The following is a 19,517-nucleotide window of genomic DNA, read 5'->3' as shown; positions in this document are numbered from 1 at the left end:
ATCCGTACTTCCTGCACCCACACCTCATGAGGGTCCTGCCATGTTCACCTGCCCCCTCCTGCTCCTGACCCACCTCATCCTCGCCGACGGCGCGACGGCCGAGACCGCCGCCCCGATGGCGACCGAGCGGCGGATCGAGGTCCAGGGGCTCGACCGGAGCTACCTGCTCTACGCGCCGACCGCGGCACCCGCCGGCCCGCGCCCCCTGGTCCTCGTCTTCCACGGCGAGGGGGGGGACGGCCGGCGGACCGAGGCGTACTTCGGCATGAACCGGCTCGCCGATGAGGCCGGCTTCCTCGTTGCCTACCCCGAAGGGCTGGCGGCGATGTGGGACGACGGCCGCGAGCTCCCCCGGCCCCCCTCCGGCGGCGTCGGCCTCGCCCTCAGCCTGGCCAACCGCCTCGCCTCCCGCCGGCCGGCCGAGCCCGCGCCGGTCCCCGACGACGTCGTCTTCGTCCGCGCCGTGGTCGACGAGGTCGACTCCCTCCACCCGGTCGACCGCGGGCGCGTCTTCGCCACGGGCATGTCCTGCGGCGGCATGTTCTGCCACCGCCTCGCCGCCGAGGCCCCCGACCTGATCGCGGCGGTCGCCCCCGTCGCCGGCCCGGTCGCCTTGCCGTACTTCGACGAGTTCCGGCTCGGGCGCCCCGTCTCCTTCTTCACCATCCAGGGCGACGCCGACCCGATCGTCCCGATCCAGGGCGGCCTGGTCTACCCGGCCGGCCTGCAGGTGCGCGGCCGGATCAGCTCGCTCGAAGAGACGCTGGCGAAGTACCTGTCCGCGACGGGCATCGAGGGCCGGCCCGAGGTGTGCATGCTGGAGGACACCGCCCGGGACGGCACGACCACCGAGCGGCGGGCCTACCCGCCCGGCGCGGAGGGCCCCCGCGTCGTCGTCGACCTGGTCCATGGCGGCGGCCACGGCCTGCCCGGCCACCGGCGCAGCCACCCCGAGTGGGCGGTCGGCAAGACGAGCCAGGACTACGACGGCTCCCGCGCCATTTGGGAGTTTTTCGCCTCCTGCCCGCCACGGAGCTTCACCCCGACCGGCGGCGTCGTCGCGGCCGCACCCCGCTGATCGGACCCCGGGCCGCCTGGTCGCGGGACCGGACCCCGGCCGACGGGGGCGCATTCATTGCTCCTTGCGACGACGGGCCTGCATTCTCCGCGATTCTAGGGACCGCAGTATTGACAATTGAATAACCCACCTATCTATTTGAACCATCCATCCGGGTCCTCGAGGCTAGAACGCGGGCTTGGTCGAGCTGGCCCCGCCGTGCGTGCCCCCGCGGTGGATGACGCCGTCGAGGGGCGTGCGGGAGCCGGCCGGGCCCAATGACCTCCGGGCATGGCAGCGAACCGCGGCGAGCGGGGCCGCCGGCCTCATCCCGGCCCGTTGTCATGCCCCGATGCAACTCCAACCCCATGTCCATGGGAAGCCGGCGGCCTGCCCGGTGCAGGCGGCACCTTTCCACGTCCGAGGCCCAGGAGCGCGACGATGAACACGACCGTCCTCCGCGAGATGCCGCTGCGTACGGCGATCCGCCACGAACTCCAGGCGATCCGGGGCAAGTGGGCCTGGCTGGTGGCCCTGGGCGTCGCGCTGATCGTGCTCGGGACGACCCTGATCGGTTTCCCGGTGATCTCCACGCTCGCGACCGTGACCATGCTCGGGGCCCTGATCCTCGTCGCGGGCGCCGCGGAGGCCGTCGGCGCCTTCTGGTGCCGCGAGTGGAGCGGGTTCTTCCTCGCCGTACTCTCGGGCACCCTGGGCGTCGTCATCGGCCTGATGCTGCTCGCCAATCCCATCCGGGGGGGGATCACCCTGACGATCCTGCTGGCGAGCTTCCTCTTCGTGGGCGGCATCTTCCGGGTCGTCGCGGCCCTCGCCCACCGCGTCGAGGGGTGGGGCTGGCTGCTCGCCAGCGGCGTGATCGACATCGCGCTCGGCGTCCTGATCTGGCGCGAGCTGCCGGCGTCGGGGCTGACGATCATCGGCCTGCTCGTCGGCATCAGCATCCTGTTCCGCGGGGTGTGGTGGCTCATGCTCGGGTTCGCGTTGCGGCGAATCCCCAGGGCGGCCGCATAGGACGGCTCCGTTCGCGCCAATCTCCTTGAGGCAGCCGGGGCCGGCCGTACGATCGATCGTACGGCCGGCCGACGCCTGATGGACGGGGGGCAGGCGTTGTGGGACACTCGGCGGGAGTGACTCTCCGGGGCGGTGGGCATCCTCGACCTGTTCCAAGTCCCGGTCGCGACGGCGCGATCGTGGTCCATCGGGGAAATCCCGGCCGATCCAGGGGCGCCCAGCCGGGGGGGGTGGATCCATGGAAGAGGCACTCAGTCGCGGCTGGGACGATCTCATCGGTCGTTCGAGCGGGCCGATGACGTTCCGGCTGATCATGCAGCCGGTCGTGGCCGTCTTCCTCGCGATTCGTGCCGGGTTGCGCGATGCGAGGGAAGGCCGGCCGCCCTTCCTGTGGGCCGTCGTCTCGGATCCGGCCCGCCGGCGCGAATCGTTTCGAGACGTGCTGGGCGATCTGCGGAACATCTTCCTCGTCGCGATCGCCCTGGACGCGATCTACCAGGTCATCGTGCATTCCGGCATCTACACCCTGGAGTTGCTCCTCACGGCGACGACCCTGGCCGTCGTCCCGTATGCGATCGCCCGCGGCCTCGTCACCCGCCTGGCACGGCGGCTCCCGGCCGCGGGCCCTGCCGGTGGACGTCCCGGAGGCCAGGCAACACCGGTCGAAGGCCCCCGACACGAAAGGCAGGAAGGCTGACATGCAGGACGACTGGACGAAGCCCGCCGCCATGGCGATTCCCGAGGGGGGATTCATCGAGCAGGAGCAGGGGCGATACGGGCCGGTCTTCCCCAAGACCCCCGCGTGCTATGGCTTCACGATCATCGCCAGGATCAAGCCCGGCACGGAGCAGGCCATCCGCTCGTATGCGAAGCGGATCGAGGAGACCATCGCCGGCCTGCCCGACGCGCTCGAGATGCTCAAGCTGCACTACCTGCGCTGGGTGCTCTTCGACATCGGTGCGGAGACGTACTTCATGTATCAGGGCATCTTCGACACCGACTTCGACAAGTACACCGAGGACGCCGTCGCCCTCTTCTCGAAATACGGCATCGACACGGTCTTCGAGAACCTCGAAGGATTCCCCGAGGACTGGAAGTCGAACCCCGCTGCCTTCGTCAAGTTTGTCCGGGAGCACCAGCGCCCGAGCTTCCTCGAATACGGCGAGTATCCCTACGTGAGCGCCGACGAGATCAAGAAGGCGCTCCGGCTCAAGGCGGCCTTCTCCACGATGCTCGACCAGATGCAGTAAGCAGCACTCGGGGTGACGTGCCATGCTGGAACTCGACGACATCCAACACATCCTCCTCGGCCGGGCGCCGGCGATGTCGGCGCGCTACGAGTTCCTGTCCTTCCGCGATCCCTCCGCCGGGCGAAAGTGGCTCGCGGGCATCTTGCCGACGGTACAATCGGTCGCCGCGTCGCGCGCCTCGGCGGACGAGAACAACCGCTGGGTGACCCTCGGCTTCACCTGGAACGGCCTGCGGGCGCTGGGGGTGGACGGGGCGTCGCTGGGCACCTTCCCGGAGGAGTTCCGTCAGGGGATGGTCGTCCGCGCCGAAATCCTCGGCGACACGGGCGCCAACCACCCCAATCACTGGGCGGGCGGCCTGGCCAGCCCGGGCCTCCACGCCATCGCCATCCTCTTCGCCCGCGATCGCGCGGAGCGCGATCGCTGCGCGTCGGAGCATCGGGGGCTCGTCGCGCGATGCGAGGGGGTGGAGGTGCTCTCGTCGCTCGACCTCGACGCCACCCCGCCGTTCGACCACGCGCACGACCACTTCGGCTACCGGGACCGGCTCTCGCCGACGATCATCGAGGGCTCGGGCGACGAGCCGACGCCCGGGTCGGGCGGCCCGCTGAAGGCGGGCGAATTCATCCTCGGCTACCCCGACGAGGACGGCAACGTCGCCGGCCAACCCGAGCCCGAGATCCTCCGCCGCAACGGCACGTACGCGGCCTACCGCCGCCTGGAGGAGCACGTCGGGGCGTTCCGGGACTTCCTCCGCGAGCACGGCCAGACCCCGGCGGAGCAGGAGCTCATCGCCGCCAAGCTCATGGGCCGCTGGCGGAGCGGCGCCCCGCTCGTCCTGGCACCGGAGGAGGACGACCCGGCCCTCGGGGCCGACCCGCATCGCAACAACGACTTCAACTACAAGGAATCGGACCCGCACGGCTACGCCGTGCCCCTGGGGGCGCACATCCGCCGCATGAACCCGCGGGACACGGCCGCGAACATGAACCGCCGCCGCATGATCCGCCGCGGGGCCACCTACGGGCCGCCCCTGCCGGAAGGCGCGCCGGAGGACGGCCAGGAGCGCGGCATCGCGGCCTTCGTGATCTGCGCGAGCCTGATCCGCCAGTTCGAGTTCGCGCAGAACGTGTGGGCCAACGACAAGAACTTCCACGGGCTGGCCAACGAGCGCGACCCCATGATCGGCAACCAGGACGGCACCCTGGAATTCAAGATCCCCAAACGGCCGATCCGCAAGACGATCAAGGGGCTCCCGGCCTTCACCACCGTCCGAGGCGGGGCGTACTTCTTCCTGCCCGGCCTCAACGCGCTCCGCCACCTCGCGGCGCCGACCGAGGCAAGAATGAGAATTTGAATATAAAAAGGATACAGCAATGGGATCGACGAGCCTGGCCGGCCGGACCTACAACCAGGACCACGTCCCGCGCCCGTACACGCCGGGCCGTCGCCGGTTCAGCATCTACTGGACCTGGAGCTACCCCTGGGAATCGAACCGGGACCCGACCGAGCTGGACAACCGCTTCTCGACCATGACCGAGGTGCGACGGGTCGCTTGGCCGGCCTTCGAGGGGCCCGAGTGGGATCGGATGAATTTCCTCCAGGGGATCGCCGGGACCCTGGAGTTGTTCCACCGCTCCACGCTCGCCTTCCAGCAAACGGTGGGAGAGGCGACCGGTCATCCGGTGGCCGTCTACCAGCGCATCGACCAGGCCGGGTACAGGCTCCCGATCGACGAGCGCGTCCTCGCGGACACGGACACGCTGATGGTCTTCGGCCTGGACCACCTCGTCTCCGAGCAGGAGGCCGATCGGGCGGAGATCGACGCCATCCGGGCGTGGCTCGGTCGGGAGGGGACGTGCCTGCTCCTGGCGCCGCACCACGACGTCGGGTTCACCGGCGACATGCAGCAGCGCCAGATGGAGTACAAACATCACGGCGACGAGCTCGTGCCGCGACAGCAGCGCTTCGGCCAGTACACGCGATCGCTGATGGACGGGCTCGGCGTGCCCGTGCTCAACCAGTTCGGGCTCCGGCCTGCCGTCGTGCCGGGGACCGACCAGATCGCGCCCCTGACCATCAACAGGGATCTCGACTCGCTGGAACTGCTGGATGGGGTGACCACGTTCAACTTCCACCTGCACCTGCCGCACTATGCGCTGACCCAAGAGGATGCGGATTCCATCCATGTCCTGGCCAGGCAGCCGATCGACCCGTCCCGGCCGCATCCGTTCACCGCGGCGGGGAATCGAGAATTCAATTCGCTCATCTGGATGTCGCCGGACGGTGCACGCGGCGGCGACATCCTGCTCGCCGACTCGACGATCTTCACCACCCTGTTCGGGGGCACGGAGAGCCTGGAGCATTTCTGGCGGAACATGGCGAAGCTGCGTTGAGGATGTCCTCCACATCGCTTGACCGGACACCCGGGACCGCGCGGCCCGCCCCCACGACGCAGCCGCCCGTGGGCAGGGTGGCCACAGGGACATGCCGCGATGCTCCCGAGCGGCTCGCCCGGGACGCGGCCGGGCGACGAGAGGATCAGGATTATGGGGCCGATGGCCGTCAGCGGGATCGTCTTCGCCTGCGTCTCCGGGGGCGCCCTGCTCGGCATGCTGCTCCGCTCCCGGCTGCCGGACCACCACCTCGGCGCCGAATCGAAGGACGTGGTCCGGCTGGCCATGGGCCTCGTCGCGACCATGACCGCCCTGGTGCTCGGCATGCTGGTCGCGTCGGCCAAGGCCTCGTTCGACGCCCAGCGCCACGGCGTGGCCCAGCTCGCCGCCAATACCATCGTCCTCGACCGCTTCCTGGCCTACTACGGGGAGGAGGCCCGGCCGACCCGCGAACTGCTCTGTGCCTCGGTGGTCGACGTGTTCCGGCGGACCTGGCCCGAGGACGACCCCACGATGGGGCGGCCGACGGCCGGGGGCCGGGCCGAGGGCCGCTACGATGAGCTGTACGTCCGGATCCTGGCACTCCAACCGAGGACCGACGTCCAGCGCGCCATCCAGGCCCAGGCCCTCAAGCTCGTCGGCGAGACCGGGCAGATGCGCTGGCTCCTGTTCGCCCAGGAGCGGGGCACCACGCTCCCGACGCCGTTCCTGGTGGTCCTGGCGGTCTGGCTGACCTTCCTGCTCGCCAGCTTCGGCCTGTTCGCGCCCGGCAACGCGACGGCGCTGCTGTCCCTGGCCGTCTGCGCGCTGTCGGTCTCCAGCGCCGTGTTCCTGGTCCTGGACTTGGACCACCCGTTCGACGGGATCATCCGCACCTCCGGCGAGCCGCTGCGCGTCGCCTTGGAGCAGATCGGGCGGTGAGCGTCCCGTTCGATGAGGGCCGCGGCAGGAGCTGGCTCAGGTCGCCGAGCCCCGGATCTGCGGGCGGAGCCGCAAGGCTGGACCTCCACGACCCCTCAACGGGGCGTGGTCGTTCCGCGGGTCGGTTCGGGTGCAACCCCGCCGACTCGCCTCAACCCGCCCTGGCGGGCGCATCCAGGCCCTCCGGCCCCGAGGGGAGGCGAGTCGATCCTCTTGCCAGGACGGGACGGATCATGACGCCGGAGCATGGATGTCGCTGCCGATTCCGGCTTCGACGGGCTCGCCCTCCGCGCCGTCCCGCAGGGCGGCCGTGATCGGCGCCGGCTCGTACGGGTCGGCCGCGCCCCGGGCGGCCGAGAGCCACCGGATAACGACGTAGAAGACGGGCGTAAGCAGGACGCCGAAGGCGGTGACGCCGAGCATCCCGGAGAAGACCGCCAGGCCCAGCGCCCGCCGCATCTCGGCCCCGGCGCCGACGGCGCGGACCAGCGGCACGACGCCGAGGATGAAGGCGAAGGAGGTCATCAGGATCGGCCGCAGCCGGAGCACCGAGGCCGTCACGGCGGCATCGCGGCGGGGCATCCCGCCCGCCTCCTGCTCGCGGGCGAACTCGACGATCAGGATGGCGTTCTTGCTCGCCAGGGCGACGAGCACGACGAGGCCGATCTGCGTGAAGATGTTGTTGTCCATCCCCATCAGCCAGACACCGCCGATGGCGCAGAGCAGGCACATCGGCACGATCAGGATTATCGCCAGCGGCAGGCTCCAGCTCTCGTACTGGAAGGCGAGCACGAGGAAGACGCAGAGCACGCAGAACGGGAAGACGAAGAGCGCCGTGTTCCCCTCCAGCTTCTGCAGGAGTGTCAGCTCGGTCCACTGCGTCCCCATCCCGCGCGGCAGCTCTCGGGCGGCGAGCTGCTCCATCGTGGAGACGGCCTGGCCGGAGCTGGCGCCGGGGGCGGGGGCGCCGTTGAGGGCGGCGGCGGGGAACATGTTGTAGCGCTCGACGATCGTCGGGGCGCCGATCTCCCGGACCCCGGCCAGGGTCCCGATCGGGACCATCTTGCCGTCGGCCCCCCGGGTCTTGAGCTGGGCGATCTGGTCGGGGCGCAAGCGGTACGCGGAGTCGGCCTGGACGTTGACCTGCCAGTTGCGGCCGAAGCGGGTGAACTGGTTGACGTAGAGCGAGCCGAGCTCGATCTGGAGCGTCTCGAAGATGTTGTCCAGGGGGACGCCCATCGAGCGGGCCATGTCCCGGTCGATGTCGATGAAGTACTGGGGCACGTCGGCCCGGTAGCTGGAGAACAGGCCGGCGAGCATCGGCTGGTCGTCCCCCGCCTCGACGAGGTTGGCGACGGCCCCCTGGATGGCCTCCGGGCCGGAGTCGCCGCGGTCCTGAACCATGAGCTTGAAGCCGCCGACGCTGCCCAGGCCCTCGACCGGCGGGGCGCCGAAGACGCTGACGATCGCGTCCTGGTCGCCCGACGTCTGCTCGGCGAAGGTGCGGAGCACGGCGTCGGCCCCCAGCTCGGGGTGGCCGGCGCGCTCCTCGAAGGGCTCGAGGATGACGAACATCGAGCCGACGTTGGAGGCGTTGGTGGCGTTGAGGGCCGAGTAGCCGACGTTGTCGATCGTGTGCGCCACGCCGGGGATCTGGCGGGCCGCCTCGGAGAGGCGGCGGATGACGGCCTCGGTGCGGGCGAGCGAGGCGGCATCGGGGAGCTGGGCGTTGACGACGAGGTAGCCCTTGTCCTGGGCCGGGATGAAGCCGACCGGCACGGCCCGGAAGCCCTGGTAGGTCAGCCCCAGCAGGCCGACGTAGACGACCAGCACGATCGCCGAGCCGCGGATCAGGCCGCCGACGACCTTGCCGTAGACGGACGTCGCCGCGTCGAAGACCACGTTGAAGCCCTTGAAGAAGCCGGCGATGATCCGGTCGAGGATCGCCCCGACGAACCAGCCCGCCACGCCGCCGGCCAGCGCCACCCCGCCCCGGGCGGCCCAGGCCCCCGCCCCGTCGAGCCCCGTCGCCTCGAGGACAAGCGGGCTGGCGAGCATGTCGGCGAGGTAGCCGAAGAAGAGGACGTAGGCCAGCCGCGGCAGGGCCCACGACCGGGCGGCGTGCCCGGAGTGGTCGTGCGGCTTGAGCAGGATGGCGCAGAGGGCCGGGCTGAGCGTCAACGAGTTGAAGGCCGACAGCGCCGTCGAGACGGCGATCGTCAGGGCGAACTGCTGGTAGAACCGGCCCGAGATGCCGGTGATGAAGGCGACGGGGACGAAGACGGCGAGCATCACGAAGGTCGTGGCGATGATCGGCCCGATCACCTCGCCCATGGCGCGGGAGGTCGCCTCGCGGGGCTTCAGCCCGAGGGCGAGGTTGCGCTCAACGTTCTCGACGACCACGATGGCGTCGTCGACCACGATGCCGATGGCCAGCACCAGGCCGAAGAGCGACAGGTTGTTCAGCGAGAAGCCGAACAGCGCCATGAAGATGAAGGTGCCGATCAGCGAGACCGGCACGGCGACCATCGGGATGATCGTGGCCCTCCAGTTCTGGAGGAAGACCAGCACGACCAGGAACACCAGGATGAACGCCTCGATCAGCGTGTGAACGACGCTGGCGACCGACTCCTCGATGAACTGGGTCGTGTCGTAGACGATGCGGTACTCCAGCCCCGGCGGGAAGACCGACTCCTGGAGCTCGGCCATCTTCTCGTAGATGCCCTCGGCCGTCTCGACGGCGTTGGAGCCGGGCAGCTGGAAGACCGCCAGGGTGACCGAGGGCTGGCCGTCGAGGTAGCTGTTGACGTCGTAGCTGCGGGCCCCTAGCTCGATGCGGGCGACGTCGCGGAGCCGGGCGACGCGGCCCTCGGCGCCGGTCTTGACGATGATCCGCTCGAACTCCTCGGCCTCCAGCAGCCGCCCGCGCGTGGAGAGGGTGTACTGGAAGCCGACGTCGTCCGGGGCCGGCTGCTGGCCGAGGCGCCCGGCGGCGACCTGGACGTTCTGCTCGCGGATCGCGGCCACGACGTCCGAGGCCGTCAGGTCGAGGGCCGCCAGGCGGTCGGGGTCGAGCCAGACCCGCATGCTGTACTCACGCTCGCCCAGGAAGCTGACGTCGCCGACGCCGGGCAGCCGGGCCAGCTCGTCCTTGACCTGCAAGGTGGCGAAGTTGCTCAGGTAGAGCTGGTCGTAGCGGCCCTCGGGCGAGATGAGGTTGACGCAGAGGGTGATCGAGGGCGACTTCTTCTTGGTGGTGACGCCGTTGCGCTTGACCTCCTCGGGCAGCTTCGCCTCCGCGGTGCTCACGCGGTTCTGGGTGAGGACCTGGGCGTTGTCCAGGTCGGTGCCGACCTCGAAGGTGACGTTCAGGGTGTACATGCCGTCGGAGGTGGAGTACGACGACATGTAGAGCATGTCCTCGACGCCGTTGACCTCCTTCTCGATCTCCGAGGCGACGGTGTCGGCCACCGTCTGGGCGCTGGCGCCGGGGAAGGTGGTGGTGACGGAGACCGTCGGCGGGGTGATCTCCGGGTACTGGGCCACCGGCAGGCCGAGCAGCCCAACTCCGCCGAAGATGATCATGAGGATCGCCAGGACCGCGGCGGCGATCGGGCGCTTGATGAAGAACTCGGCGAACATGGGGGCGGTCCTCAGCGATCGTCAGGGGCGGCCGGCGGGGCGTCGGCGTCCGGTTCGGTCGTCTCGGGCCCGGGCGTGGGCTCGGGCTCGGGGGGAGGTTCCATGCCGGCGGCCGCGTTGGCGACGGACGTGGCGAGGTCGGCCGGGGGCGCCTCGGGGGCCTCCGAGGCGGCCGAGGCGAGCGCCTCGTCGGCGCCGGGGGGCATGGGCATCGGGACGTCCTGCGGCGTGACGGCGATCCCCTCGCGGACGCGCTGGATGCCGCTGACGAGGACGCGATCCTCGGGAGAGAGGCCCTCGGTGATGACCGCCATGCCGGCGATGGCCGGGCCGACGGTGATGAGCCGACGCTCGACGCGGTCGCCCTCGCCGAGGGCGTAGGCGAAGCGGATCCCCTGGTCGGAGCCGATGGCCGTCTCGGCGACCAGGACAGCGTCGCCCAGCTCGCCGACCGGGATGCGGACGCGGGCGAAAAGGCCGGGGGTGAGCAGGCGGTCGGCGTTGGGGAAGACGCCCCGGGCCCGGAGGGTTCCGGTGTCGGGGTCGAGGCGGTTGTCGGCGAAGTCGAGGATGCCGACGTGGGGGAAGCCGGGCTCATCGGCCAGGCCCATCTCGACCGGGATGCGGGCCTCGCGGATGTGGGCCGGGTCGACCTCCTCCCCCCGGCGGTCTGCGGCGGTCTTGCGGTACTTCAGCAGGGCGCGCTCGTCGACGTCGAAGTCGACGTACATGGGGTCGACTGCGACGACGGCGGTGAGCAGGTTGGCATCGGTCTGGCCGGCGGTGATCAGGTTACCGACGTCGACGAGGTGGGCGCCGGCCTGGCCGGCGATGGGCGAGCGAACTTCGGTGAAGCTCAGGTCCAGCCGGACGCGGTCGAGCTCGGCCTCGACGCCCTTGGCCTCGGCCACGGAAACGTCGTAGGCGGCGGCGGCGCGGTCGAAGTCCTGCCGGCTACCGACGTCGCGCTGCGCGAGGATGCGGTAACGTTCCCGCTCGACGGCGGTGAGCCGGGCCTGGGCCCTCGCCTGCTCCAGCCGGGCCTCGGCCAATGCGACGGCGTCCTCGTACTCGCGCGGGTCGATGACGAAGAGGATCTGGCCGGCCTCGACGAGGTCGCCGGCCTCGAAGCGGATCTCCTTGAGGTAACCCTGGACGCGGGACCGGATGTCGACCGTGGCCACGGCGCGGGTCCGGCCGGTGTACGCGTCGTAGTCAACGACGGGCCGGACCAGGGGTGTGCTGACCGAGACGGCCGAGGGCTTCGTCTCGACGACCGAAGGCTCGGCGCTCTGGCAGCCGGCCGCCGCGGCGACCAGCGAGGTCGCGGCGGCGAGGCTGGTCATGCGGATCCGGGGGCGCATCGGAGGGGTTCCCAGGTGGTGAACCGGCCGGAGGGCAAGGCCCAGGACCTTCCCGCCCCGCGGTGTTTTCCAGATTGCCACGAATTAGATAGCTATGGATTTGATTGTCCCGCGCGGGTATCCTGCTCGTCAATGAGTGCGAGACGATGCTGGTCGCTCATCCCGGGGCCATGATCAGGATGCCCGCTGGCGCGGGCCCACTCCCGCTGACCACTCGACCCCATGCCCACGCGTGTGGGGTACTCCCCGGACCGCCGGGAGGGCCCGATCGATGGACGAGTCGGAGCGGCTGATCCGCGTCGCGACGCTCGGGACCCCGACGGGCCCGTCGCCGCTGCCCCTGGCGACGGCGACGGGGACCGGTCGGGCCCGGTTCGTGACCGAGGACGTCTGGGTCCGCAACCGGGTCGAGGTCGCTCGGGAGGGCGGGCCCGATCCCGGTGACGAGATCCTCTTCGAGAAGGCCGGCCCGCGCGAGCGCCTCTTCTTCGACCCGGCCTCCACGAAGGCGGCGGTGGTCACCTGCGGCGGCCTCTGCCCCGGGCTCAACAGCGTCATCCGCTCGCTCTTCCTGGAGTTGCACCTCGGCTACGGCGTCCCCGAGGTGCTCGGCATCCGCGACGGCTACATGGGGCTGGACCCGGCGGTCGGCCGGCCGCCGATCCCCCTGTCTCGGGAGTTCGTCTCCAGGATCCACACGGACGGCGGGACGGTCCTCGGCTCCTCCCGGGGCGCGCAGGACACGGGGCGGATGGTCGACTTCCTGGAGCGGGAGGGGATCCGGCTGCTCTTCTGCATCGGCGGGGACGGGACCCTGCGCGGCGCCCACGCGATCGCCGAGGAGGCCCGGCGCCGGGGCCTGCCGATCGCCGTCGTGGGGATCCCCAAGACGATCGACAACGACATCCGCTACTGCACCCGCACCTTCGGCTTCACCACGGCCGTCGACCTCGCTCGACAGGTCATCCACGCGGCCCACACCGAGGCGACGGGGGCGCCCCGCGGCATCGGGCTGGTGAAACTCATGGGCCGCGACGCCGGCTTCATCGCCTGCGGGGCGACGCTTGCCAGCCAGGAGGTCAACTTCACGCTCATCCCCGAAGTCCCCTTCCAACTCGAAGGCGAGGGCGGCCTGCTTGCCGCGTTGGAACGCCGGATGGACGAGCGCGAGCACGCGGTCATCGTCGTCTCCGAGGGGGCCGGGCAGAATCTCTTTGGCGAGCCGGCCGCGGGCGGCGACGCCTCGGGCAACCGCCGCTACCACGACATCGGCCCGCTGCTCAAGGGGCGGATCGTGGAGCACTTCCGCACGCTGGGCAGCCCGGTCGACCTGAAGTACATCGACCCCAGCTATATCGTCCGCAGCGCGGCGGCCAACACCGAGGACAGCTTCCTCTGCGACCAGCTGGCCCGCCGCGCCGCCCACGCGGCGATGTCCGGCCGGACCGACCTGGTGGTCGTCGGCCTCAACGGGTCGTTCGCCCACGTGCCGATCCCGCTGGCCGTCGAGCGGAAGCGGCAGGTCGACCCGGAGGGCGAGCTCTGGGGCGCGGTCCTGGCGGTGACCGGCCAGCCCGCCTGGCTGGGCGGCTGAACCGCCCGTGGTACCGTCCGCCTCGCCGATCCACCCGAACCCACCTCTTCAGGGCTTCGCACCATGATCTCGGACCGAGGGCCATTCGACCGCTTCGCGGTCCCCGAGGAGCTGGGGGAAATCCTGGCAGGCTGCCCGGGGTGGCATCTGCCCGAGGGCGTCGACGAGCTGGTCGAGCTCGCGACGCGCGACGCGATCGACGGCTGGCACGAGGTCGCCTACGAGGTCCCCGGCCGGGGTCGGGTCGTCGAGGCCCGCGTCTGCCGGGTGACCAACGGGGTCGCCGCCAACTACCCCGAGCCCGCCATGCGGCGCCGGGACCCGGGGTGCATGGTCATCGGCGACGACCAGCCCACGAACAAGCCGACGTACGCCGAGCGCTTCGGCCGCCCCTTCAACGGGACCCGGCGCGAGACCCTCGACTGGCTGAAGACGCAGGAGCTCGCGATCTTCCCCTTCACCTCCGGGGTGCCGGGCAAGGGGGTCGAGGCGGTGGCCGTCGTGCCGGCCAACGCCGGGTTTTTCGCGATGGGGCTGGCCTTGCTCCAGGGGATGCTCACCCCCGGGGCGGTCTCCCCGTCCTTCCGGCCCCGGGCGGCGGTCTACGTCGCCCCGCCGTTCCGCCACACCCACTTCGAGGGCCGCCAGGTCGTCGTCCACAACCGGCGCCCGGAGTTGCACGAGCTGTTCAGTTACAACCTCTACCCCGGCCCCAGCGCGAAGAAGGGGATCTACGGTGTGCTGCTGGCCGTCGGCGAACGCGAGCGCTGGGTGACGGCCCACTGCTCGACCGTACGGGTCGTCAACCCCTACGGCGTCCGCCTGACGATCATGCACGAGGGGGCCAGCGGCGGCGGCAAGAGCGAGATGCTCGAGGAAATCCACCGCGAGCGGGATGGCCGGCTGCTGGTCGGCCGCAACCTGGTGACCGGGGCCGAGAGCTACGCGCTGCTGCCCAGCGGCTGCCGGCTCTACCCTGTCACCGACGACATGGCCCTCTGCCACCCGAGCCTCCGGCGGGCCGACGGCCGGCTGGGGCTGGTCGACGCCGAGGATGCCTGGTTCGTCCGGGTCAACCACATCGACCGCTATGGCGTCGACCCGGACCTCGAGCGGCGCATGATCCAGCCCCGGAGCCCGCTGCTGTTCCTCAACATCAAGGCCTTCCCCGGCGGGACGGCGCTGCCCTGGGACCACATCGAGGACGAGCCGGGCAAGCCTTGCCCGAACCCGCGGGTGGTCATCCCTCGGGCCGACGTCGAGGGGGTCGTCGACGGCCCCGTGGCGGTGGACCTGCGCACCTTCGGCGTCCGCTTCCCCCCGTGCACCCGCGAGCGCCCGAGCTACGGCATCGCCGGCCTCTTCCACCTGCTCCCGCCGGCGCTGGCCTGGCTCTGGCGGCTGGTGGCCCCGCGCGGCCACGCCAACCCGAGCGTCCTCGACGCCGGCGGGATGAGCTCCGAGGGCGTCGGCTCCTACTGGCCCTTCGCGACGGGCCGCCGCGTCGACCAGGCGAACCTGCTGCTCGAGCAGTTCCGCGACGGCCGTCGCATGCAGTACCTGCTGGTGCCGAACCAGCACGTCGGGGCCTGGCACGTCGGGTTCATGCCTCAGTGGATCATGCGGGAATACTTCGCCCGCCGCGGCATCGCCCGCTTCGGCCGCTCGCAGTTCACGCCCTCCCGGTGCCCCTTGCTCGGCTACTCGCCGGCGTCGCTGGTGATCGAGGGGGTGCAGGTCCCAGACCATGCCCTCCAGGTCGATCGGCAACCCGAGGTCGGCGTGCAGGCCTACGACGCCGGAGCCGAGATCCTCACCGCCTTCTTCGCCGAGCAGCTCCGGCAGTTCCTGGTCTCCGACCTGGACCCGCTGGGGCGCCGGATCGTGGAGTGCATGCTCGACGGGGGCACAGCCCGGGACTACGAGGCGCTCATCGAGGCGGAGCCGCTCTTCGAGGACGACGCCAGCTCATGAGCCGGCCCCGGGCCGTGCCCCGCACGAGTTGGATGCGGTTTCGGAGGGCGGATCAATCCCAGACCTCGCGAGGGGGAGCAAATCAATATTTGTGGCTATGGCCTGCCTTCCTGTTACAATCCGAATAGAGGTCCCTTCTCACGACGGGAGAGGACTGCCGGTCGCGACGGCCACGCGGCGCGGTTGAGTGGGAAGCGGGCCCGTTCTCTTCGGGGTTGAAGCGGGCGCGATCCCGGAGCCCGGCACGGCCCCGTGATCCGCCGTCGGGGGCGGCATGACGGACACACCATTCGTCGAGCGGGCTTCCGCCGCGGGTAGCGGTGTCGTCGGTCGACGGGGCGGTCGACCCACGAGGCGAGGGCGTCATCGGAGCGATCGCACATGTCGACGCGACCAGACGGACCGCATGATCCAGGGAAGACGACGCGCCCCTTGCCGGGGCCGCCGACTGCCGAGCAGTGGGAGCGACGCTGGCAAGGCTACTGGGCCCGTGCCGGCGCCCTGGACTACGAACTGGACGCGGCCGCCGATGAGGACGCCGGCGCGACCCAGGAACGGAGCTTCCTCACCCAGTCCAGGACACCGGCCAGAGAGCAGGAGCGGCTCCGCCGGATCGACGAGGAGTTCGAGCGGGGCTTCCGGAAGCTCCATGACCTCGGGCCGGCGGTCACCGTCTTCGGCTCGGCCCGGTTCGCCGAGGGGACACCCGAGTACGAGTCGGGCCGGCAGCTCGGCGGCGAGCTGGCCCGAGCCGGTTTCGTCGTCATCACCGGCGGCGGCCCCGGGATGATGGAGGCGGCCAACCGCGGGGCCCGGGAGGCCGGCGGACGGAGCATCGGCTGCAACATCATCCTGCCCTTCGAGCAGCACCCCAATCCCTACCTCGACGAGGTGGTCGAGTTCCGCTACTTCTTCGTCCGCAAGGTGATGCTGGTCAAGTACTCCTGCGCCTTCGTCTGCCTACCGGGCGGGCTCGGGACCCTTGACGAGCTGTTCGAGGCCGCCACGCTGATCCAGTGCCGCAAGATCGGGCCGTTCCCGCTGGTGCTCGTCGGCGAGGGGTTCTGGTCCGGCCTGCGCGATTACATCTGGCGACTGGTCCTGGCCGGGGCCGTCTCCGAGGAGGAGCTGGGCTTCGCCACGATCGTCGACTCGCCCGGGGACGCGGTCGACCGGATCCTCCGCGGCCTGCCGGACGCGGTCCGAGGGCGGCTCCGGCCCCTCGACCCGGAGCGTCACTGAACGGGCATCGTTTTCTCCTCCGCCCCAGTGAACAGGAGGGTTCGCCATGTCCGGCATCGATGAGTTCAAGGCCACGCTCCGGGGCGAGGTCGAGGCCGCCCGGGAGAAAGTCGAGGCGATGCAGGCCGAGTCCGCGGAGCAATACCGCCGGATGCAGGCCCGGTACGCGACGTTCCTCGACCTCAGCCAGCGGATCCGGGACGCCGTGAAGCCCCGGCTGGAGGCGTTCGCCGAGACGCTGCCGGGGGCGACCCCGACCGTCACCAGACGCGACTTCGGCCCGGCAGGGCGCACGTTCCACGCCGTGATCGTCTCGTTCGACCTGCCGCGCTCCGAGCGCTGCCCGGCCGAGATCAACCTCCGCCTCGCCCTGGAGGCCGGCCCGGCCGTCGAGGGCCTCGTGCTCTCCTACGACCTGAGGATCATGCCGGTCTTCCTCGATTTCGAGCGGCACGACCAGCTCGCCCTGCCCCTGGAGGAGGCCAGCGTCGAGCGGGCCTTGGACTGGTTCGACCGCAAGGCGGTCCAGTTCACGCGGACCTACATCAGCCTCTTCTTCAACGCCTCCTACCAGCGGGGGTCGGATGTGGTCGACCCGGTCCTCGGCATGTCGTTCCCCAGGACCTTCGCGCGGGGGACGGCCGAGCACGAGGGGACGACCTACCATTTCTTCACCGAGGAGTCGCGCGAGGCGTTCGAGCGGGAGCCCGCGAAGTACCTCGGGTCCCACACCATCGCCTGAGGGACGGGGAGGCTCCGCCCGGGACGACCGTGCGTCCGAGGCCCGAAGCGGGCACACGACCCCGGCCGGCGCGTCCGGGATGGGATCGATTGCGTGATCCGACGCGGCGGCCGGCCCTCGGGCCGCCGACCGGCCCGGGGAGGGCAGACATCATGGCGGCGAGCGGGGCCGAGAAGCCTACGGTCATCCAGGTCGGTCGGGGCTTCCCCCTGGGGGCAACCGTCGTCGACGGTGGGGTCAACTTCAGCCTGTTCTCGCGGCACGCCGAGGACGTAACGCTGGTGCTGTTCGACCAGGAGGACGATGCCGCCCCGTCCCGGTTCGTCCGGCTCGACCCGGCCTCGAACCGCACATACCACTACTGGCACGCGTTCGTGCCCGGCGTGCGCCCGGGGCAGCTCTATGGCTATCGGGCCGCCGGGCCGTGGGCGCCCGGCCGGGGGCTGCGGTTCGACCCCGACAAGCTCCTGCTCGACCCCTACGCCCGGGCCGTGGCCGTCCCGGAGGGGTACGACTGCGGGGCCGCCGGGCTGCCGGGCGACAACGCCGCGACGGCGATGAAAGGCGTCGTCGTCGACCCGGGGGCCTACGACTGGGAGGGGGACCAGCCGTTGCAACGCTCCTCCGCCCGGACCATCATCTACGAGTTGCACGTCCGCGGTTTCACGCGCCACCCCAGCTCCGGTGTCGGCGAGCGGGCCCGGGGCACGTATGCGGGGCTGGTCGAGGCGATCCCCTACCTCCGGCGGCTCGGAGTCACGGCCGTCGAACTCATGCCTGTCTTCCAGTTCGACCACCTCGACTGCCCCCCGGGCCTGGTCAACTACTGGGGATACGCCCCGGTCTCGTTCTTCGCGCCGCACCGGGCGTACAGTTCCCGGCGCGACCCGCTCGGCCCGGTCGACGAGTTCCGGGACATGGTCAAGGCGCTTCACCGGGCAGGGATCGAGGTGATCCTCGACGTGATCTTCAACCACACCGCCGAGGGGGACCACGCCGGGCCGACGATCGGCCTGAAGGGGATCGACAACCCGACCTACTACCGCCTGGAGGGGGGCGGGGCCCGGTACGCCAACGAATCGGGCTGCGGCAACACGCTCAACGCCGACCACCCGGCCGTGCGTCGCCTGATCCTCGACAGCCTGCGCTACTGGGTCGGGGAGATGCACGTCGACGGCTTCCGCTTCGACCTGGCGTCGGTCCTGGCGCGTGACTCGGCCGGCAGGCCGCACCCGAACCCGGCGGTGCTCTGGGACATCGAGTCCGACCCGGTGCTGGCCGGGACCAAGCTCATCGCCGAGGCCTGGGACGCGGGCGGGTTGTACCAGGTCGGCCGCTTCGTCGGCGACGCCTGGAAGGAGTGGAACGGGCACTTCCGCGACGACGTCCGCGACTTCTTCCGCGCCGTCCCCGACTCCACCCGCCGGATGGCCGACCGCCTGCTCGGCAGCCCCGACGTCTTCGGCCACGAGGCCCGCGAGGCCGAGCAGAGCGTCAACTTCGTGGCCTGCCACGACGGCTTCACGCTCAACGACCTGGTCTCCTACAACCAGAAGCACAACGAGGCCAACGGCGAGGGCAACCGCGACGGCGCCGACGACAACCACAGCTGGAACTGCAGCATCGAAGGTCCGACCGACGACCCGGCGGTCGATCGCCTGCGAAACCGCCAGGTGAAGAACCACCTGGCGGCCACGCTTCTGTCGCTGGGCGTGCCCATGATCCTTATGGGGGACGAGGCCCGGCGCTCGCAGCGCGGCAACAACAATGCCTACTGCCAGGACGACGAGACGAGCTGGTTCGACTGGAGGCTGGTCGAGCGGCACACCGACCTGGTCCGGTTCGTGTCGCTGCTCAACGCTCGTCGCCTGCTGCGCGACCCGAGGCCCGAGTCGAGTCGGGTGAGCCTCGACACCCTGCTCCGGCAGGCGAACAAGGCCTGGCACGGCGTGCACCTGCACCGGCCGGACTGGCGGGACTGTTCCCACAGCCTGGCCCTGGGGGCGGAGCTGCGGGGTGAGGGGCTCGCCATCCACCTGGTCCTGAACGCACACTGGGAGCCGCTCGACTTCGAGCTGCCGGTCCTCGAAGGCGGCGGGTCCTGGCGCCGCTGGATCGACACGGCCCTCGATTCGCCGGACGATATCCTCCCCTGGGAGAACGCCTCGGCCGTCGCCGGGGGCTCGTATCGGGCCGAGTCCCGATCGGTCGTGATGCTCTTCGCGCCGGCTCGGCCGGGGCAGGATGCACGAGGGAGTTCAGGGCCTCCGGATGACGCCGGACATCCCATGCGGAGACCGTAA

General features: G+C 70.7%; 14 protein-coding genes. 12 read left to right on the top strand and 2 right to left on the bottom strand.

What is annotated here, in order from left to right:
* Positions 1-40: 40 nt before the first annotated feature.
* The 7 genes from ElP_RS12950 (at position 41) to ElP_RS12920 (ending at position 6,656) form a co-directional block, all read left to right on the top strand.
* On the top strand, positions 41-1,078 hold the full coding sequence (locus ElP_RS12950) for an alpha/beta hydrolase family esterase (protein ID WP_145269867.1): 1,038 nt from the start codon (positions 41-43) through the stop codon (positions 1,076-1,078).
* Between the two features lie 420 nt (positions 1,079-1,498).
* A complete protein-coding gene (locus tag ElP_RS12945) occupies positions 1,499-2,089 on the top strand; it encodes an HdeD family acid-resistance protein (RefSeq protein WP_197446944.1) in 591 nt (196 codons plus the stop codon).
* Between the two features lie 238 nt (positions 2,090-2,327).
* Entirely contained in the window at positions 2,328-2,786 is a 459-nt protein-coding gene (locus ElP_RS12940; protein ID WP_145269864.1) for a hypothetical protein, read from the top strand.
* 1 nt (position 2,787) lies between these two features.
* Complete coding sequence (locus ElP_RS12935) at positions 2,788-3,339, top strand: hypothetical protein (protein WP_145269862.1); 552 nt, start codon at positions 2,788-2,790, stop codon at positions 3,337-3,339.
* Between the two features lie 22 nt (positions 3,340-3,361).
* Positions 3,362-4,696, top strand: coding sequence for a Dyp-type peroxidase (locus ElP_RS12930; protein WP_145269860.1), 1,335 nt, complete (start codon positions 3,362-3,364; stop codon positions 4,694-4,696).
* 19 nt (positions 4,697-4,715) lie between these two features.
* Positions 4,716-5,735 (top strand): hypothetical protein, encoded by a 1,020-nt coding sequence (locus tag ElP_RS12925; protein WP_145269858.1) that lies wholly within the window; start codon positions 4,716-4,718, stop codon positions 5,733-5,735.
* Between the two features lie 162 nt (positions 5,736-5,897).
* A complete protein-coding gene (locus ElP_RS12920; protein WP_197446943.1) occupies positions 5,898-6,656 on the top strand; it encodes a bestrophin-like domain in 759 nt (252 codons plus the stop codon).
* Positions 6,657-6,887: 231 nt separating this feature from the next.
* Here the strand turns inward: ElP_RS12920 and ElP_RS12915 are convergent, their stop codons facing one another.
* Complete coding sequence (locus ElP_RS12915; protein WP_145269854.1) at positions 6,888-10,298, bottom strand: efflux RND transporter permease subunit; 3,411 nt, start codon at positions 10,296-10,298, stop codon at positions 6,888-6,890.
* Positions 10,299-10,309: 11 nt separating this feature from the next.
* Positions 10,310-11,662, bottom strand: coding sequence for an efflux RND transporter periplasmic adaptor subunit (locus ElP_RS12910; RefSeq protein ID WP_145269852.1), 1,353 nt, complete (start codon positions 11,660-11,662; stop codon positions 10,310-10,312).
* Positions 11,663-11,933: 271 nt separating this feature from the next.
* Between ElP_RS12910 and ElP_RS12905 the strand changes: the two genes are divergently transcribed.
* From ElP_RS12905 to glgX, 5 genes are all read left to right on the top strand, one after another.
* Positions 11,934-13,256: an ATP-dependent 6-phosphofructokinase gene (locus ElP_RS12905; protein WP_145269850.1), complete on the top strand. Its 1,323-nt coding sequence runs from the start codon at positions 11,934-11,936 to the stop codon at positions 13,254-13,256.
* Positions 13,257-13,319: 63 nt separating this feature from the next.
* The gene (locus ElP_RS12900; RefSeq protein WP_145269848.1) at positions 13,320-15,230 is read left to right on the top strand and encodes a DUF4914 family protein; all 1,911 of its coding nucleotides are present in this window, start codon (positions 13,320-13,322) and stop codon (positions 15,228-15,230) included.
* A gap of 381 nt (positions 15,231-15,611) precedes the next feature.
* The gene (locus ElP_RS12895) at positions 15,612-16,472 is read left to right on the top strand and encodes an LOG family protein (protein WP_145269846.1); all 861 of its coding nucleotides are present in this window, start codon (positions 15,612-15,614) and stop codon (positions 16,470-16,472) included.
* Between the two features lie 46 nt (positions 16,473-16,518).
* Positions 16,519-17,214: a YHS domain-containing protein gene (locus ElP_RS12890; RefSeq protein WP_145269844.1), complete on the top strand. Its 696-nt coding sequence runs from the start codon at positions 16,519-16,521 to the stop codon at positions 17,212-17,214.
* A 152-nt stretch (positions 17,215-17,366) separates the two neighbouring features.
* A complete protein-coding gene (gene glgX, locus ElP_RS12885; RefSeq protein ID WP_145269842.1) occupies positions 17,367-19,517 on the top strand; it encodes a glycogen debranching protein GlgX in 2,151 nt (716 codons plus the stop codon).

It is taken from the genome of Tautonia plasticadhaerens (genome assembly GCF_007752535.1).
Classification (GTDB): domain Bacteria; phylum Planctomycetota; class Planctomycetia; order Isosphaerales; family Isosphaeraceae; genus Tautonia; species Tautonia plasticadhaerens.
The sequence above is the reverse complement of the archived record's forward strand: the minus strand, read 5'-3'. Positions and strand labels throughout refer to the sequence as shown.

Excerpts from the sequence above, each read along its gene's own strand:
- ElP_RS12950 (WP_145269867.1), top strand. The coding sequence starts at position 41 with ATGTTCACCTGCCCCCTCCTGCTCCTGACCCACCTCATCCTCGCCGAC.
- ElP_RS12945 (WP_197446944.1), top strand. The coding sequence starts at position 1,499 with ATGAACACGACCGTCCTCCGCGAGATGCCGCTGCGTACGGCGATCCGC.
- ElP_RS12940 (WP_145269864.1), top strand. The coding sequence starts at position 2,328 with ATGGAAGAGGCACTCAGTCGCGGCTGGGACGATCTCATCGGTCGTTCG.
- ElP_RS12935 (WP_145269862.1), top strand. The coding sequence starts at position 2,788 with ATGCAGGACGACTGGACGAAGCCCGCCGCCATGGCGATTCCCGAGGGG.
- ElP_RS12930 (WP_145269860.1), top strand. The coding sequence starts at position 3,362 with ATGCTGGAACTCGACGACATCCAACACATCCTCCTCGGCCGGGCGCCG.
- ElP_RS12925 (WP_145269858.1), top strand. The coding sequence starts at position 4,716 with ATGGGATCGACGAGCCTGGCCGGCCGGACCTACAACCAGGACCACGTC.
- ElP_RS12920 (WP_197446943.1), top strand. The coding sequence starts at position 5,898 with ATGGCCGTCAGCGGGATCGTCTTCGCCTGCGTCTCCGGGGGCGCCCTG.
- ElP_RS12915 (WP_145269854.1), bottom strand. The coding sequence starts at position 10,298 with ATGTTCGCCGAGTTCTTCATCAAGCGCCCGATCGCCGCCGCGGTCCTG.
- ElP_RS12910 (WP_145269852.1), bottom strand. The coding sequence starts at position 11,662 with ATGCGCCCCCGGATCCGCATGACCAGCCTCGCCGCCGCGACCTCGCTG.
- ElP_RS12905 (WP_145269850.1), top strand. The coding sequence starts at position 11,934 with ATGGACGAGTCGGAGCGGCTGATCCGCGTCGCGACGCTCGGGACCCCG.
- ElP_RS12900 (WP_145269848.1), top strand. The coding sequence starts at position 13,320 with ATGATCTCGGACCGAGGGCCATTCGACCGCTTCGCGGTCCCCGAGGAG.
- ElP_RS12895 (WP_145269846.1), top strand. The coding sequence starts at position 15,612 with ATGTCGACGCGACCAGACGGACCGCATGATCCAGGGAAGACGACGCGC.
- ElP_RS12890 (WP_145269844.1), top strand. The coding sequence starts at position 16,519 with ATGTCCGGCATCGATGAGTTCAAGGCCACGCTCCGGGGCGAGGTCGAG.
- glgX (WP_145269842.1), top strand. The coding sequence starts at position 17,367 with ATGGCGGCGAGCGGGGCCGAGAAGCCTACGGTCATCCAGGTCGGTCGG.